Below are 16,659 nucleotides of genomic sequence, written 5' to 3'. Positions count from 1 at the left end.
TATAAGAAATGACTGAACAAGTAAATACAACAGGGCATCTGGTGCAGCGCTGGGCTTTGACCCTCTCTTATGACGGTAGCCGTTTTTATGGTTGGCAAAAACAGGCTGGGGATTTGCCGACTGTTCAGACGGCCTTGGAGCAGGCATTGTCTTCAATAGCAGGGGAGCAAATTAATACTATTGTTGCGGGAAGGACGGATACGGGTGTGCATGCAACTGCCCAGGTAGTGCATTTTGATACATCAGTAAGCCGTCCAGAGCAAGCATGGGTGCGAGGTGTCAATGCTCATTTGCCTGATGGTGTTGCTGTGTTGGTTGCGCAAAAAGTTGCACCTCATTTTCATGCCCGATTTGATGCTTATGGTCGGCATTACCGTTATTTGCTGGAATCATCTCCGGTTCGTTCTCCGTTGTTGGTCGGCAGGGTGGGGTGGACGCATTTGAAATTAGATTTAAATCTAATGAGGCAGGCTGCTGCCTTATTGGAGGGTGAGCATGACTTTTCCAGCTTTCGAGCGGCCGAATGTCAGGCGAAATCCCCTATAAAGACACTATATAGTACAAAGATTAGTGGAACTTCTCGTTATCTGTGCCTTGATTTGCATGGAAATGCATTCTTGCATCATATGGTACGCAATATCATGGGCGCATTGGTATATGTAGGAAGTGGCAGGATCAGTGTGGATGAATTTCAGTTAATCTTTCATGCAAGAAGCAGATTGAAAACACCTCCGACTTTTATGTCTGACGGCCTGTATTTAACAGGCGTTGATTATCCCGATGAGTTTGGGGTGGTAAAACTGCCTCTGCCTGAGTGGATGGATGTTTCGGGTAATGTTTTTCAGACGGCCTAATTGACGGATTGTTGGTATAAAAGCAACAAAATAGCGTGATTGATGTGTAAATTAATAAAGTGTTGTAAAAATGCACAATTGGTTTTAAAAGAAATTTATCATTGATTTTAAATAATAAATTTCCTTTTTGGGGCTGTGTTTCCCTTTGCTGGGTTTCAGGGGTAGTGGGGATGGATTGAATAAAGTTTGTTTTTTTAGAGAGGAGCAATTATAGTAACAGTCATGGAATCGCTGATTCCAGCGATAATGTAAGCCTAAGCGGATTGTCTGGTCTGCTTAAGTTATTTCTTCACAATAGAAAAGGAATACAGCAATGAAAAAATCTCTGATTGCTCTGACTTTGGCAGCTCTGCCTGTTGCAGCTATGGCTGATGTGACTCTGTACGGTCAAATCAAAGCCGGCGTTGAAATTTCTAAAGTAAAAGAAGGTAAGACTACTTCTAAAACTGCTACTGAGATTGCTGACTACGGCTCTCGCATCGGTTTCAAAGGCCACGAACACTTGGGTAGCAACCTGAATGCTATCTGGCAAGTTGAACAAAGAACTTCTATCGCCGGTGGTGACTCTGGTTTCGCTAACCGTGAATCTTTCTTGGGTTTGGAAGGCGGTTTCGGTAAAGTTCGTGCCGGTAACTTGAATACTGCTCTGAACGACAGCAGTGACAGCTTTGACCCTTGGGAATCTAGTGCAGCTAACGAAGATGCTCTGCAATTGGGTAAAATCAAACGTGTAGATTCTCGTAAAGTATCTGTACGTTACGATACCCCTGTATTTGGTGGTTTCAGCGCAAGCGTACAATACCAACCACGTGACAATGCTAACCCTGCCGACAAAGGTGTACATGCCGTAAAAAGTCGTGAATCTTACGACTTGGGTCTGAACTACGAAAACTCTGGCTTCTTCGGTCGCTATGCTGGTTCTTATGCTAAACGTGCTGACTTGACTGATGATTACTTGGAAGTATTCAACCACAATAAAACTTTGGCTGCTGGTACTTACAAAGATCACCAAGCACACCGTCTGACTGCTGGTTACGATGCTAACAACCTGATGGTTGCTGTTGTAGGTCAATACGAAGGTTTCAAAGCTGACGTAGCTGGTGCTAAGAAAAACGAACGTGTTGAAGTTGGTGCAACTGCTGCTTACCGCTTCGGTAACGTAACTCCTCGTGTTTCTTACGCTCACGGTTTCAAAGCTAAAGAAGAAGGCATGAAACAAAAGAACAGCGCTTACAACCAAGTTATCGTTGGTGCTGACTACGACTTCTCTAAACGTACTTCTGCCCTGTTGTCTGCCGGTTGGTTGAAAGAAGGCAAAGGCGACTACAAATACGAGAAAACTGCTGGTACTGTTGGCCTGCGTCACAAATTCTAATCTGACTTAAGATTAGTCTGAAAAAAGAGCCTGTTTTATACAGGCTCTTTTTGTTTGTGTGGAAAATATATTTTGTTTTGAAAGAATGGAAGGTTAAAGTTTTTAGATTATTTTCAGACGGCCTATTGAAATTAAAATCGAATCTTTGTATTCTGCTTTAATATATGCTAAATAGAATTTTGGGAATTGTTTTGAGTATTATTATAAATAAATTAACAATATAATAAGATTTGTTGAATCGGGTTGATTTTACTGTGTTTCATGTCTGCTAAAGATGGGATTGTTTAATATAGTTCTAAAGTATTATTAGCATGTAGAATTTGGTTTTAAGATTTGTAAACTTGATTTTAATCAAATTATTGCCGATGGATGATTCATATAATATCAGTGTTTAGAGTATCGATATATCGGGAATAGCCATGTCCTGCCTTGAAGTAAAGTGTTTAAGTGGCATTTGGAAACGAATCCTTATGCTGTTTGCTGTATTTTTCGTGATGATGGTAAGCTTGCCTGCTTACGCGGAACGCTTGCCTGATTTCTTGGCAAAAGTTCAGCCGTCTGAAATTTTCCCAGGTGCTGACCGCTACGGTAAGCCTGAAGGTAAGCCTTTGGTTGCTCGCGTATACAAGGGCGAAGAGCAGCTTGGCTTGGTTTATATCACGACTGACGTGGTCAATACGCGCGGTTATTCGAGCAAACCGATCGATACGATGGTTGCCTTGGCCAATGATGGCACTATTGCCGGCGCAAAATTGGTTGAACACCATGAGCCGATTATGCTGATCGGTATCCCACAATCCCGTGTCGATAAATTCATTGACAAATATATCGGCTTAAATTTTATTAAAAACCCGCCTCAACCAGGTGTTGCACCGGGGGATATTATTAGTGGTGCGACTGTAACCCTGATGGTCATCAATGACAGTATTCAGCGCTCTGTTAAAGCAGTAATCCATCAATATCATTTGGGTACAGATAAAGCAGTTCAAGCCGGTACGGCAGCTGCTTCCGGCGAACAGTCTGCCGAACCTGCCGTTCAGACTCGTCCACGTCGTGTTGCCAATCAAGACAAACAAGATATCCTGTCATGGAATGCGCTTTTGGAACAAAAAGCCGTCGGCCATCTGCATATTTCTATCGACGAAATCAATAAACTGTTTGAGAAAAGCGGTAAGGCAGGTGTGGCAGATCATGCGGAGCAGGGTGATGGTAATGATACATTTATTGATCTGTATGTTGCCTTGGTCAGCCAACCTTCCATCGGTAAAAGCCTTTTAGGTGAAGCAGGTTGGAACAACCTGCAAAAACGATTGAAACCTGGCCAAGAAGCCGTGATGGTGGCCGGCGAGGGTCGCTATTCTTGGAAAGGTTCGGGTTATGTCCGCGGCGGTATCTTTGATCGTATTGAAATGATTCAAGGCGATACCAGCTTCCGCTTTACCGATGCGCAACATGAACGTGTAGTTGCTTTATCCGCCGAAGGTGCGCCTGCATTTAAAGAAGTTTCTTGGTTCACTATTCCCGAAGGTGTGGAATTTGATGGTGCTGAGCCATGGCGTTTACAATTGATGATTCAACGCGTATTGAGCGTAAATGATAAGGCATTTGTAACTGCCGATTTGGATTATGAATTGCCAAAAGGCTACTACGTTGACGATCCTAAAGCACCGCCGGTTGAAATTAGTGCACCGGTTGAGCCGGTGGCTGCGGCAGCCTCTGCTCCGGAAGAAAGTACAGGTATTGCAGAAGATGCAACAGCTGAGGAAGGTGTATCCAACCAACTTTGGAAACAGGTTTGGAAAGCCAAACAAGGTCAAATCGTGGTTGTCGGTATTGCTTTGACAATTCTTCTGTTGGTATTCCTGTTCCAAGATTGGATTGTCCGTTACGAAAAATGGTATGACCGATTCCGTCTCTGTTTCCTGACCTTTACGCTGTTTTATATCGGCTGGTATGCTCAGGCACAATTATCGGTAGTGAATACTTTGACGTTGTTCTCAGCTGTTTTGACTGAGTTCCACTGGGAATTTTTCCTGATGGATCCGCTGGTATTCATTCTGTGGCTCTTTACAGCGGCGACCATGCTGTTGTGGAACCGCGGTACATTCTGTGGATGGCTGTGCCCTTTCGGTGCATTGCAAGAGTTAACCAACCGTATCGCTAAAAAATTGGGTATGAAACAAATTACAGTGCCACACTTGTTGCATACCCGTCTGAGTGCGATTAAATATGTAATTTTCTTCGCTTTGTTGGCAATTTCCCTGTACGATTTGGGTACGGCTGAAAAATTTGCTGAAATTGAGCCTTTCAAAACTGCAATTATTTTGAAATTCATGCGTGAATGGTGGTTTGTTCTGTTCGCCGCCGCTTTGCTGATTGCAGGCTTGTTCATCGAACGTTTCTTCTGCCGTTATCTGTGTCCTTTGGGTGCAGGTATTGCATTGCCGGGCCGCTTCCGTGTGTTTGATTGGCTGCGCCGTTATAAAATGTGCGGTAACCCATGCCAGATTTGTACACACGAATGCCCAGTACAGGCAATCGCACCTGAAGGCGACATTCATCCGAACGAATGTATCCAATGTCTGCATTGTCAGGTAATGTATCATCACGATACGCGTTGTCCCCAAGTAGTGGCAATGAATAAGAAAAAACAAAAACAAGCGGCGGCAAAAGCTGAACAGCATGATGCTGCAGCGACGCAAAATGCCCAAGAACAAGTCGTCCAGTTTGTTAAAAAAGAATCGGCAATCAGTGTCGATAAATAGTAATTTATCAATAAAAAAGAGGGCTGTATCGGCAGCCCGACTTAGAAAATTTTTTATCGGCAGGCCGTCTGAAAAATCGGCCGCCGGATTTTATCCAAGGAGTGTCGTATGTCAGACGAAAAATTAGAACAAAACGGCTTAAGCCGTCGTTCATTCTTAGGTACTGCCGCTGCTTCCGGTGCAGGTATTGCCGGTGCCGGTTTGTTGGGCTTGGCCGGTTGCTCTAACGGCGAGGGTGATAAAGCTGCTGCTTCCGGTGCTGCACCTGCCGAAAAAGCCGCTGCTCATTCTGCCGAGCCGGGTAAACAAACTTCCGAAGTCGGTCCAGGCGAGCTTGACCAATACTACGGTTTCTTGTCAGGCGGTCAATCAGGCGAAATGCGCTTGATCGGCGTACCTTCTATGCGTGAGTTGATGCGTATCCCTGTGTTCAATATGGACAGCGCTACTGGTTGGGGTCGTACCAACGAGAGCCTGCGTATTTTGAATGAAAAAATTACGCCGGAAACCCGTAAATTCCTGCAAGACAGCGGTCTGCGCTGCTACCCTAACGGCGACTTGCACCACCCGCACTTGTCTTTTACCGATCAAACTTACGACGGCCGATATGCATATGCCAACGATAAAGCAAACAACCGCGTTTGCCGTATCCGCTTGGATGTGATGAAAACCGATAAAATCGTTGAAATTCCAAACGTTTCAGGTGTTCACGGTCTGCGTCCTCAACGCTATCCGAAAACTGGCTACGTATTTGCCAACGGTGAGCATATCGTTCCTGTTGACGGCGTAGGCAAATGGGATGATCCTAAAACTTGGAATGCCGTTTATACTGCAGTTGATGGCGAAACCATGGACATCGCATGGCAAGTATTGGTAGACGGTAACTTGGACAACGGCGATGCCGACTACCAAGGTAAATACTCTTTCTCTACCTGCTATAACTCTGAGCGCGCTCTGACTGTACAAGGTGCATCTTCTAACGAACAAGACTGGTGTGTGGTATTTAACCTGGCCGCCATCGAAGAAGGCATCAAAAAAGGCGACTTTAAAGAAGTTAACGGCGTGAAAATGTTGGACGGTCGTGCGGAAGCCAACTCTCCATACACTCGTTACATCCCAGTTCCTAACTCTCCTCACGGCTGTAATGCAAGCCCTGACGGCAAATACATTATGCTCAACGGTAAACTGTCTCCAACCGTTACCGTATTGGATGTCAGCAAACTGGATGACTTGTTTGCAGGTAAAATCAAAGAGCGCGATGTTGTCGTAGCCGAGCCTCAACTGGGTCTTGGCCCATTACACACTGCATTTGACGGTCGCGGCAATGCCTATACTACATTGTTTATCGACAGCCAAATGGTGAAATGGAACATCGACGATGCGATTAAAGCCTATAAAGGCGAGAAAATCGATCCGATCAAACAAAAACTCGACGTTCACTATCAACCGGGTCACAACCACACTACTATGGGCGAAACCAAAGAAGCCGACGGTAAATGGTTGGTATCTTTGAACAAGTTTTCTAAAGACCGCTTCTTGAATGCCGGTCCTTTGAAACCTGAGTGTGACCAATTGATCGACATCTCCGGCGACGAAATGCGTCTGGTGCATGACAATCCGACTTTTGCCGAACCACACGACTTGTGCTTGGTTGCCGCGTCTAAAGTGAACCCAAGCAAAACTTGGGACCGCAAAGACCCATGGTTCTGGCAAGAAGCTTTGGAACAAGCTCAAAAAGACGGTGTTGAGCTGGAAAAAGCTGCCAAAGTCGTACGTGAAGGCAACAAAGTACGCGTGTACATGACTGCCGTTGCGCCTGCTTACAGCGTTCCTCAATTTGAAGTGAACCAAGGCGACGAAGTTACCGTATATGTAACCAACGTTGAGACCATTGAAGACTTGACTCACGGCTTTACTTTGGAAGGTTATGGCATTGCTATGGAGATTGGCCCGCAAGCTACATCTTCTGTAACCTTCAAAGCTGTCCGTCCAGGTGTACACTGGTACTACTGCCAATGGTTCTGCCACGCATTGCACATGGAAATGTCTGGCCAAATGATTGTTAAACCAAAATAATTTCGGTTTGATGATTTAATTCTTCAGGCCGTCTGAAAAACATTCTTTCAGACGGCCTTTATAGCAAAGTTGTTTGTCGGCCGATATGGCCACAAAATGAAAGCCATCATCAGACAGCTTTGCTATAACACCAAAATACCTGTTTCCGCATCGGTTTATCATGCGGCAAGCAGGCCGTCTGAAACAGAGATATGATTATGACGCACACACAAATCCATCGTTCCAAATGGCAACGTGCCGCACTCGTATTGCTGCTTGGCAGCATGGTTCAAACGGCCTTTGCCGCAGTCATCAACGTATCCGCACAAGACAATCTCAATGATGCTTTGGCGCGCGCCCAAGCCGGCGATACGCTCAAACTTGCCTCCGGTACATACAAAACCAAACTCTATATCGACAAACCCATTACCATCGAAGGCCCTGCTGACCGTTCCGCCAAGATTGTCGGCGACCGGAGCGGGAGGACGGTTGCCGTTCATGCGCCTGATGTAACTTTGCGCAATCTGACTGTTTCCCATTCCGGCATGAGTTTGCCGGTAATGGATGCCGGTATCTATTTAGAAGAGACGGCAACGCGCGCGCTGGTGGAGCATAACAACATCATCGACAATTCTGTCGGCGTGTATATTCACGGTGCGGCAGAATCCATGGTGCGGGAAAATAAAATCATCGGTGATGCAACCCTGCGCGTCAACGAACGCGGCAACGGTGTAACCGTCTGGAATGCGCCCGGTGCGCAAGTGGTTGATAACGATATTTCCAAAGGCCGTGACGGTATTTTTTCAAATACCAGTACTCATAATACCTACAAGGGCAACCGTTTTAGCGACTTACGCTTTGCCGTCCATTATATGTACACCAATGACAGCGAAGTCAGCAATAATATCTCCGTCGGCAACAACATGGGTTATGTGCTGATGTTTTCCGAACGCCTGAAAGTGTATGGCAACATTGCCGTTGGCAGTCGCGACCAAGGCATTATGCTCAACTACGTCAATTATTCCGAAATTCACGATAATGTGATCAACAAGGCAGGCAAATGCGTGTTTGCCTACAATGCCAACTACAATAAAATTTTCGACAACCATTTTGAAAACTGTCAAATCGGTATTCACTTTACCGCGGCCATTGAAGGCACAAACCTGTTCAATAATTCGTTTATCAACAACGAAAGCCAAGTCAAATACGTCAGCACCCGTTTCCTTGATTGGGGCGAGGGTGGTCACGGCAACTATTGGAGCGATAACAGCGTCTTTGACCTTGACGGCGACGGCTTCGGCGACAGTGCCTACCGTCCCAACGGGATTATCGACCAAATCATCTGGCGCGCACCCGTCGCCCGGTTATTGATGAACAGCCCTGCCATCAGCATTGTCAAATGGGCACAATCGCAATTTCCCGCCATCCTGCCCGGCGGCGTAATTGACAGCAAGCCTTTGATGAACCCTGTCCGCAATAAAACGACAACCAAATACGAAGCCATGAAGGACGAATTGCTGCATGAAGCAAAAACGCACCAATCCGAATGGGGTAATGCCGAAAACGGTGCGCTGACAGGCGGAAATGCCAATATGTAACCTTTCAGACGGCCCAATATCAAAGGCCGTCTGAAACATTCACTAGAGGAATATCCATGAGCAGTACCAACCACGTTGAATTAAGAAACGTGACCAAGCAGTTTGGCAGCCAAAAGGCCGTCAACCAAGTCGATCTGGTTCTCAAGGCTGGCGAGAGCGTCGGCATGGCAGGACACAACGGTGCAGGCAAATCTACCATTATGAAGCTGATACTCGGCCTGATTACGCCGACCAAGGGCGAAGTGATGCTTTTGGGAGAGCCGACCGGCAGTAAAGCAGGGGCGCAGCGTCGCAGCCAAATCGGTTACCTGCCTGAAACGGTTGCATTGCACCCTTCATTGACCGGTATCGAAACCATGGATTTCTATGCCAAACTTAAAAAACAGCCCCTGAGTAAAAACCGCGAATTGCTCGAGCGTGTCGGCATTTCCCAGGCCGCACGCCGCCGCGTCGGCACTTACTCTAAAGGTATGCGCCAACGCCTCGCTTTGGCACAAGCCTTGTTGGGCGAGCCTAAAGTTTTATTGTTTGATGAGCCGACTACCGGCCTTGATCCGGCTTCGCGTCAAATGTTTTATGAAGTTGTGCGCGAACTCAATGGGCGCGGCGCAACCGTATTGCTCAGCACCCACGCACTGGCCGAGCTTGACGGCCACGCCGACCGCATCATCGTCATGAAAAACGGTGTGAAAGTTGCCGACGGCAGCATGGATGAGTTGCATGTTCAAAGCGGCCTGCCGCTGACCGTCAACGTCCGCTTGAAAGAAGCGCGCCCGTTGAGCGAGCGTTGGCATCCACTTTCAGACGGCCTGTCATACCAAGCGCAATGTAAAGCAGAAGAGCGCATGGCTCTTTTGAGCGAATTGGGTGATTTGGGCAGTCTTGCCTACATTGATATCCACACGCCTACACTTGATGATATGTACGCGCAATTCTTGAAGAGGGAAGACGTATGAACCCCGTTTGGATTATTACCGGCAAAGAAGTCCGAGACAGCCTGCGCAACCGTTGGGTTCTTGCCGCCGCGCTTTTGCTTGCCGCATTGGCACTGTCATTAGGCTTTCTCGGCAGCTCGCCTACCGGTTCGGTCAAGGTTGATCCCTTGACGGTAACCGTAGTCAGTCTGTCCAGCCTGTCTATCTTCTTGATTCCGCTGATTGCGATGTTGCTCTCTTATGATGCACTGATCGGCGAAATTGAACGCGGCACGATGGCGCTGTTGTTGAGCTATCCGATTTCGCGCAACCAAATCCTTGCCGGCAAATTTATCGGCCATCTCATCATTCTTGCACTTGCCACCACGGCAGGCTACGGATTGGCGGGCATTACCCTCCAGCTTGCCAACGGCGGTTTTGATATTGCCGCATGGCAGCCTTTCGCCCTTTTGATTGCTGCCAGTGTGATTCTTGGCGCAGCCTTTTTGTCCATGGGCTATTTGATCAGCGCAAAAGTTAAAGAACGCGGTACCGCCGCCGGTATCGCCATCGGCGTATGGCTGTTTTTTGTCGTTATTTTCGATATGGCGCTTTTGGGTGTTTTGGTTGCCGATACCGAACAAGTCATTACCGCGCCTGTAGTGGAAACCGTTCTTCTGTTCAACCCCGCAGACATTTATCGCCTGCTGAACCTGACGGGTTACGAAAATACAGCCATGTATGCCGGCATGGCGGGTTTGAGCGAACAAATCAGCCTGAGTATGCCTGTTTTGCTGACGGCTCAGGTATTATGGGTTATCATTCCTTTGATTTTAGCCGCCTGGATTTTCGGAAAGCGACAAATATGAGAAAAATATTATTGACAACCTTCACACTCATCGCATTGGCAGCCTGCAGCAAGCAGGACAACAGCCCTCCGCCTGCGCCCCAACAAATCAGCGACAGCGCAGTGGGTCATTACTGCAGCATGAATTTGACTGAACACAACGGCCCTAAAGCGCAAATCTTCTTGAACGGCAAACCTGAAAAACCAGTTTGGTTTTCCACCATCAAGCAGATGTTCGGCTACACCAAGCTGCCTGAAGAGCCGAAAGGCATTCATGTCATCTATGTTACCGATATGGGTAAAGTCAAAGATTGGGAAAAACCCAATGCTGACGCCGAATGGATAGATGCGAAAAAAGCCTATTACGTTATCGAAAGCAGCTTTATCGGCGGTATGGGTGCGGAAGACGCGCTTCCGTTTGCCGACAAGGCTCAGGCTGAAAAATTCGCCAAAGAAAAAGGCGGCAGAGTAGTCGGTTTTACAGAGATGCCCGACAAATACATTTTTAAATAAAACAACCAATAAAGGCCGTCTGAAACTGTTTCAGACGGCCTTTGTGTTGGAAGCTGCCGATTGATGATTTAATGAATGCGGCTTTCAATGTAAAGATAAAAAATCCAAGGAATACTTTATGTCCACCCCTTTAACGCGCCGCCGTTTCCTTGCCATCGCCACCACACTTGCCGCTGGTGTCGGCATTCCCTTTGCCATTAGCCGCAGAACCAATCAGCCGACTCATCCGGCCAGCCTGAATCAAGAAGAGCAGCCAGTTATTTGGAGAGGTATTGCGTTGGGTTCGGGTGCGGAGTTGCGTTTGTTCGGCGTTGAGCGTAAGCAGGCGGAAATATTGGTCAACAAAGTATTGGCAGAAGTTTCACGATTGGAAAAAATCTTCAGCCTGTATCGGGATGACAGCCTGATCAGCCGTTTAAATCGAGAAGGCCGTCTGAAAAATCCGCCATCCGATTTTTTGCAGCTGCTCAGCATCAGCCGAGATATCCATCAGCTGACGCAAGGTGCATTTGATCCCAGCATTCAACCTTTGTGGAATCTGTATGCCGACCATTTTAGGCGAAACCCCAAAACCGAAACGCCGCCATCCGAACGCAGTATCAAAGACACGCTCAAATTAGTGGATTTCAACAAAGTCTATTTTGATACCAAAGAAATCCGTTTTGCCCAAAAAGGCATGGGCTTGTCGCTCAACGGCATTGCGCAGGGCTATATCACTGATAAAGTAGTCGAATTGTTAAAGCAGCAAGGCGTTACCCAGGCATTGATTGATATGGGGGAAATTTACGGCTTTGATAATGCCAACCAGCGTGAGTGGAATGTCAGCATTCGCAATCCCGACCAAGAAGACCAAATCCTGACTACCATTGCCATGAAAAATCAAGCCTTTGCCACATCGGGCGGCTATGGCACGGTAATGGACGAAGCTGGCAAATTCACCCATCTTTTTGATCCGCGTACAGGCGGAAGCCAACCGCGTTATAAAAGCATGAGCGTCATGGCGGAGAGTGCGGCGGTTGCCGATGCTTTTTCTACCGCATTTTCCATTATGGATGAGGCGGCCATCCGTACTGCGGCTCAAGTTAAAAAGGCACAGGTTTGGCTGGTGATGCCGAATAATGAATTGAAGAAGATTGGAGGTTGAGGAGAAGGGCGCCTTGTCTGCTATTTCGGCTATGTGTATAGGATAGGGAAGACTAAATTATTGAAATAATGGAGGATAAAAAAGAAGGGCTGCCCAAGGGGGCAACCCTGAAACTCTTGCAGCTGGGAGTAATTAGCAAGAGATTACGACACTTAAAACAAAAATTCACTTATTTCAAAGCACGAAGCTTTAATATCTAAGCAATACGGTTTCAACCGCTCAAACCCCTTCGATACGGAGAAACACAACATACATGGGAAAATCCGACAAAGCGGTTTCAAGCAATTCAGATGAACGGTCTGTAATGCAGATAACCGGATGTCTTTGGATGAACGGTATAATATCAGGATAAACGGAACATTACTAGTGAATATTATAAAAAAGTAGAATAATTTCTTTAGCGATTGATTTTATTGAATAAAAACATGAAATTTTATTGAACTTTTTTACAACATATTGATTTGGTTTTAAAAAGGGAATTATGTAAGTGTTTGGCGTTAATCAAAAAACTTGTTTTGAGCTTTGAGAAGAGATAAGCAATAGAAAAAGGCCGTCTGAATGTTCAGACGGCCTTTTTTCAAAAAGTTACTTATTTGGTTGCAGAAGCAGTAGAAGCAGCTTCTGCTTGAGCGCCTGCAGCTGCGTTCTCACCCCATGCAGCAGGATATTTATAACCGGCAAAGCGTTTTTGTGAGTAGGCTTTGAACTCGTCAGAGTTGTAGGCTTCGGTTACATCTTTCAGCCATTGGCTGTCTTTGTCGGCAGTGCGGACGGCAGACCAGTTAACGTAGGCAAAGCTTGGCTCTTGGAACAGGGCTTCGGTCAGTTTCATGCCGCTGCTCATGGCGTAGTTGCCGTTAACGATGGCAAAGTCAACGTCGGCACGGCTGCGCGGCAGTTGGGCGGCTTCAAGTTCTACGATTTGGATGTTTTTTGGATTTTCGGCAATATCGTTTTTAGAGGCAGTCAGCGGATCAACGTCGGCTTTCAGTTTAATCCAGCCCAATTCGTTCAACATAACCAATGCACGGGCAAAGTTGGATGGGTCGTTAGGTGCAGAAACGCTGACGCCGTCTTTCACTTCGTCCAAAGATTTCAGTTTGCCAGGGTACAAGCCCAAAGGTGCGGTCGGTACTTGGAAGGCTTCAACGATGTCCAGTTTGTGTTCTTTTTTGAAGTCGTCCAGATAAGGTTTGTGTTGGAAGATGTTGATGTCCAATTCGCCTTCAGCCAAAGCAAGGTTGGGGCGCACATAGTCGGTGAACTCGATCAGTTTGACTTTATAGCCTTTTTTCTCCAAAGCCGGTTGGATTTGGTCTTTTACCATATCGCCGAAGTCGCCGGCAGTTGTACCGAAGACGATTTCTTTTTTCTCTGCACCGTTGTCGGCAGAAGAAGCTGCAGAAGCAGCAGGCGCGCTGTCTTTTTGACCACCGCAGGAAGCCAGTACGATGGCGAGCGCAGCGGCTGAAAGGGTTTTGAAGAATGTGTTGGTTTTCATATTTTGCTCCTGATGGATGATAAAACGGTTTCAGACGGCCTCAAGCTGCCGCCGTTAAAAAAAGAGGGATTGTAAATCTATTTTAGGAATATGAGGATGTTTTTTGTAAATCTATTTGGAATATATATATCCTAATATGTTCTAAACAGATAATAGGCCGTCTGAAAAATAGTAAGTCCATTTCAAACGGCCTGGTTTAATTAACGTTTGTCCAGTTTGCGTGCCAATCTGTTGCCGATACTTTGAATCAGGATAACGAGTAAAACCAGGATGGCGACGATGAAGATGATGACTTCCATTTGATAGCGGTAGTAGCCGTAACGGATGGCAAGGTCGCCCAAGCCGCCGCCGCCAATCATACCTGCAGCCGCGCTGTACGACAGAAGGCCGATAGCCAGTACGGTAATGCTGGAAACCATACCTGCGCGCGCTTCATTCAAAAGTACTTTGCAGATGATGCTCATGGGTGAGGCACCCATTGCGGAGGCCGCTTCAATCACGCCTTTGGGTACTTCGCGCAGGTTTTGCTCGACCAGACGGGCGAAGTAGAACAGGCCGGATACGCTCAATACAAATGAGGCGGCAATCGGGCCGATGGTCGTGCCGATGATGGCGCGTGTAATAGGAATCATGGCAATCATCAGGGTGACGAAAGGGTATGCGCGTATCAGGTTGACAATGTTATCCAAAAACAAATTCAGCTGTTTGTTGTAGTGCAACTGATGACTTGATGTCACAAACAGCAATACGCCCAAAATCGTACCGAAGATAACGGCGAAAGTAGTCGATAGGCCGACCATAATAAAGGTTTCGCCCAAGGCTTGGATAATTTCGCCTTTCATGCTGACGATGGTGTCAACAGCACTTTCAAATGTCAAATTTGCCATATTAGTCCTCTCGAATCAGCTCTTGCCCGATTTTGGATTGGGCATGGATTTGGTTGCCGTGTACTTCAACGATTTCCAGCAGACGGCCTTTGTCCAAGAGGGCGGCACGGTCGCACAGGCGGCGGATAACGCTCATTTCGTGGGTAACGATGACGATGGTTACGTTGAAACGTCGGTTGATGTCTTCCAAACACTTCAAAACGCTGCGCGTAGTGGCAGGGTCGAGGGCGGAAGTGGGTTCGTCGGCGAGGATGACTTGAGGTTGCGGAGCCAGCGCGCGGGCAATGCCGACACGTTGTTTTTGACCGCCGGAAAGTTGGGATGGGTAATGGTTGGCACGGTCTTGCAAGTCGACGATTTCCAGACATTCTTCAACACGCGCTTGGATTTTTTTAGACGGCCATTTGGCAATTTCTAAAGGGAAGGCGACGTTTTCGGCAACGGTACGGTTGCTTAATAGGTTGAACTGTTGGAACACCATACCGATATTTTGTCGGGCGTGGCGCAGTTGCGTGGCGTTGAGCGCGGTCAGCTCTTGGCCGCATACGCTGACGGTACCTGTATCCGGACGTTCCAATAAATTAATCAGGCGCAGCAGGGTGGATTTACCTGCGCCGGAATAGCCCATTAGGCCGAAGATTTCTCCCTGTTTGATTTCGAGGCTGGTCGGCTCGACGGCGACAAAGTCTTTGTTGTCGCGTGTTTGATAGTGTTTGGAGACGTGATCCAGAATAATCATGGTTTATCCGTGTTTTCTTTAATTCGTGTGGCCATCAGGGTGTGCAGACGGCGGTTGTCGGCGCGTGCGACGGTAAATTGCAGGCTGCCGATGATGACTTTTTCGCCGCGTACGGGCAGATGTCCCAACTCTTGAATGACCAGGCCACCGATGGTGTCGGCTTCTTCGCTGCTGTATTCCGTGCCGAAGAAGGTGTTGATGTCTTCAATTTCGGTAGCCGCGTGGATGCGCCAGCGTTCGGAAGAAACGGCGTGGATATTGTCGGCGCTGTCGTCTTCGTCAAATTCGTCTTCGATGTCGCCGACGATTTGCTCGATGATGTCTTCAAAGGTGACCAGACCGGATGTGCCGCCGTATTCGTCGATGACAATCGCCATGTGGTTGCGTTGTTCGCGGAACTCTTTTAAAAGGGCGGTCAAAGATTTGCCTTCGGGTACGAAAACGGCAGGGCGCAAGACGGATTTCAGGTGGAACTGCTCGGGGTTAAACATATATTTGAGCAGGTCTTTGGCGTGCAAAATGCCCAAAACTTCGTCTTTGTCTTCGCCGATGACGGGGAAGCGAGAATGGGCGGTTTCGATGACGTAGGCCGTGATGCGCTCGATGCTGTCGTTCTCTTTCAATACGTTCATGCGGCTGCGCGTAATCATGGCATCGCGCACTTCCAGCTCGGCAAAGTCCAATACTTTTTCCAGCCGGGTCAGTGTGTCGGCGTCAAAAACTTCCTGCTCGTGCGCTTGGCGCAACAGGGTCAATACGTCTTCGGCGGAGTCGGGCTCGCCGGCAAGTCGGGAGATCAGGCGTTCGAAAAACTTAGGTTTCGACTGCGTACCGTCCATTTTAATATTCATCCTCTTGGTAGGGGTTGGGGAAACCTGCCGCCAGCATCAGGCGGATTTCTTCGGCTTCCATTATTTCGGCTTCATCGTCTTCGATGTGGTCGTAGCCCATCAGGTGTAAAGTACCGTGTATGGTCAGGTGGGCAAAATGCTGCTCGGGTGTTTTGCCTTGTTCGGCGGCTTCTTTCAAAACCACTTGCGGACAAATCACCAAATCACCATACAGGCCGTCTGAAAACTGGTCGGGCAGGATTTCGCCTTCGTTGAGCGCGAAACTCAATACATTGGTGGCGTAATCTTTGCCGCGGTAGTCGCGGTTGTAAGCGCGGGCTTCTTCTTCGTCCAGAAGAATCAGGCTGATGTCGGCGCGGCGGTATTCGTTTTTTAAGGCAGACCACGCCCAGCGGTAGAAGTCGTTCTCTGAAGGAAGGTTGGCGGCGGAAGAAGCGTTTTCAAAGTTCAGATGAAAACGTTGCCGCTGTAAGGATAAAAAAGGATATTGTTTGGCGCGTTTCATGTTGTCCGGAAAATTTGGTTTTTAGACGTAAATATAACATATTCACCCCCATGCCGTCTGAAAAACCGCCCAAAATATGATAGACTTCATGCCGTTTTCCATCTTTCAGGC

14 protein-coding genes are annotated in these 16,659 nt (G+C 47.5%); 9 read left to right on the top strand and 5 right to left on the bottom strand.

All coding sequences use genetic code 11. From position 1 onward, the window contains the following. Positions 1 to 8 precede the first annotated feature (8 nt). The 9 genes from truA (at position 9) to O3682_RS01695 (ending at position 12,065) form a co-directional block, all read left to right on the top strand. Complete coding sequence (truA, locus tag O3682_RS01735) at positions 9 to 854, top strand: tRNA pseudouridine(38-40) synthase TruA (protein ID WP_371508150.1); 846 nt, start codon at positions 9 to 11, stop codon at positions 852 to 854. Between the two features lie 313 nt (positions 855 to 1,167). After that, the gene (porB, locus tag O3682_RS01730; protein WP_371508149.1) at positions 1,168 to 2,229 is read left to right on the top strand and encodes a trimeric porin PorB; all 1,062 of its coding nucleotides are present in this window, start codon (positions 1,168 to 1,170) and stop codon (positions 2,227 to 2,229) included. 470 nt (positions 2,230 to 2,699) lie between these two features. Beyond that, positions 2,700 to 4,994, top strand: a complete 2,295-nt coding sequence (locus tag O3682_RS01725; protein WP_371508148.1) for a 4Fe-4S binding protein — start codon at positions 2,700 to 2,702, stop codon at positions 4,992 to 4,994. Positions 4,995 to 5,102: 108 nt separating this feature from the next. After that, on the top strand, positions 5,103 to 7,070 hold the full coding sequence (nosZ, locus tag O3682_RS01720; RefSeq protein WP_036493194.1) for a TAT-dependent nitrous-oxide reductase: 1,968 nt from the start codon (positions 5,103 to 5,105) through the stop codon (positions 7,068 to 7,070). Between the two features lie 197 nt (positions 7,071 to 7,267). Next, on the top strand, positions 7,268 to 8,647 hold the full coding sequence (locus tag O3682_RS01715; protein WP_371508147.1) for a nitrous oxide reductase family maturation protein NosD: 1,380 nt from the start codon (positions 7,268 to 7,270) through the stop codon (positions 8,645 to 8,647). Between the two features lie 56 nt (positions 8,648 to 8,703). Beyond that, positions 8,704 to 9,603, top strand: coding sequence for an ABC transporter ATP-binding protein (locus O3682_RS01710; RefSeq protein WP_049331188.1), 900 nt, complete (start codon positions 8,704 to 8,706; stop codon positions 9,601 to 9,603). After that, positions 9,600 to 10,430 (top strand): ABC transporter permease, encoded by an 831-nt coding sequence (locus O3682_RS01705; protein ID WP_036493197.1) that lies wholly within the window; start codon positions 9,600 to 9,602, stop codon positions 10,428 to 10,430. Before O3682_RS01710 ends, O3682_RS01705 begins: the two co-directional genes overlap by 4 nt. Then, positions 10,427 to 10,921, top strand: a complete 495-nt coding sequence (locus tag O3682_RS01700) for a nitrous oxide reductase accessory protein NosL (RefSeq protein WP_371508146.1) — start codon at positions 10,427 to 10,429, stop codon at positions 10,919 to 10,921. Before O3682_RS01705 ends, O3682_RS01700 begins: the two co-directional genes overlap by 4 nt. Positions 10,922 to 11,039: 118 nt before the next feature. Continuing rightward, positions 11,040 to 12,065 (top strand): FAD:protein FMN transferase, encoded by a 1,026-nt coding sequence (locus O3682_RS01695; RefSeq protein ID WP_371508145.1) that lies wholly within the window; start codon positions 11,040 to 11,042, stop codon positions 12,063 to 12,065. 589 nt (positions 12,066 to 12,654) lie between these two features. Here the strand turns inward: O3682_RS01695 and O3682_RS01690 are convergent. The 5 genes from O3682_RS01690 to ybeY all read right to left on the bottom strand — a co-directional run bounded on the left by O3682_RS01690 (position 12,655) and on the right by ybeY (position 16,548). Beyond that, on the bottom strand, positions 12,655 to 13,566 hold the full coding sequence (locus O3682_RS01690; RefSeq protein ID WP_371508144.1) for a MetQ/NlpA family ABC transporter substrate-binding protein: 912 nt from the start codon (positions 13,564 to 13,566) through the stop codon (positions 12,655 to 12,657). A 200-nt stretch (positions 13,567 to 13,766) separates the two neighbouring features. After that, positions 13,767 to 14,453: a methionine ABC transporter permease gene (locus O3682_RS01685; protein ID WP_128582233.1), complete on the bottom strand. Its 687-nt coding sequence runs from the start codon at positions 14,451 to 14,453 to the stop codon at positions 13,767 to 13,769. A 1-nt stretch (position 14,454) separates the two neighbouring features. Beyond that, a complete protein-coding gene (locus O3682_RS01680; protein WP_049322796.1) occupies positions 14,455 to 15,192 on the bottom strand; it encodes a methionine ABC transporter ATP-binding protein in 738 nt (245 codons plus the stop codon). Further along, the gene (locus O3682_RS01675; RefSeq protein WP_371508235.1) at positions 15,189 to 16,031 is read right to left on the bottom strand and encodes a CorC family transporter; all 843 of its coding nucleotides are present in this window, start codon (positions 16,029 to 16,031) and stop codon (positions 15,189 to 15,191) included. Before O3682_RS01675 ends, O3682_RS01680 begins: the two co-directional genes overlap by 4 nt. A 1-nt stretch (position 16,032) precedes the next feature. After that, positions 16,033 to 16,548: an rRNA maturation RNase YbeY gene (gene ybeY / locus O3682_RS01670; RefSeq protein WP_070826620.1), complete on the bottom strand. Its 516-nt coding sequence runs from the start codon at positions 16,546 to 16,548 to the stop codon at positions 16,033 to 16,035. Positions 16,549 to 16,659: the final 111 nt, after the last annotated feature.

Source organism: Neisseria sp. 27098_8_112, assembly GCF_041433235.1.
Classification (GTDB): Bacteria; Pseudomonadota; Gammaproteobacteria; order Burkholderiales; family Neisseriaceae; genus Neisseria.
Note: the sequence above shows the minus strand (reverse complement) of the source record. Positions and strands in the feature narration are given on the sequence as shown.

Coding starts and splice junctions, on each gene's coding strand:
- porB (WP_371508149.1), top strand. CDS start 1,168: ATGAAAAAATCTCTGATTGCTCTGACTTTGGCAGCTCTGCCTGTTGCA.
- O3682_RS01725 (WP_371508148.1), top strand. CDS start 2,700: ATGCTGTTTGCTGTATTTTTCGTGATGATGGTAAGCTTGCCTGCTTAC.
- O3682_RS01710 (WP_049331188.1), top strand. CDS start 8,704: ATGAGCAGTACCAACCACGTTGAATTAAGAAACGTGACCAAGCAGTTT.
- O3682_RS01685 (WP_128582233.1), bottom strand. CDS start 14,453: ATGGCAAATTTGACATTTGAAAGTGCTGTTGACACCATCGTCAGCATG.
- truA (WP_371508150.1), top strand. CDS start 9: ATGACTGAACAAGTAAATACAACAGGGCATCTGGTGCAGCGCTGGGCT.
- ybeY (WP_070826620.1), bottom strand. CDS start 16,548: ATGAAACGCGCCAAACAATATCCTTTTTTATCCTTACAGCGGCAACGT.
- O3682_RS01690 (WP_371508144.1), bottom strand. CDS start 13,566: ATGAAAACCAACACATTCTTCAAAACCCTTTCAGCCGCTGCGCTCGCC.
- O3682_RS01715 (WP_371508147.1), top strand. CDS start 7,268: ATGACGCACACACAAATCCATCGTTCCAAATGGCAACGTGCCGCACTC.
- nosZ (WP_036493194.1), top strand. CDS start 5,103: ATGTCAGACGAAAAATTAGAACAAAACGGCTTAAGCCGTCGTTCATTC.
- O3682_RS01675 (WP_371508235.1), bottom strand. CDS start 16,031: ATGGACGGTACGCAGTCGAAACCTAAGTTTTTCGAACGCCTGATCTCC.
- O3682_RS01695 (WP_371508145.1), top strand. CDS start 11,040: ATGTCCACCCCTTTAACGCGCCGCCGTTTCCTTGCCATCGCCACCACA.
- O3682_RS01700 (WP_371508146.1), top strand. CDS start 10,427: ATGAGAAAAATATTATTGACAACCTTCACACTCATCGCATTGGCAGCC.
- O3682_RS01705 (WP_036493197.1), top strand. CDS start 9,600: ATGAACCCCGTTTGGATTATTACCGGCAAAGAAGTCCGAGACAGCCTG.
- O3682_RS01680 (WP_049322796.1), bottom strand. CDS start 15,192: ATGATTATTCTGGATCACGTCTCCAAACACTATCAAACACGCGACAAC.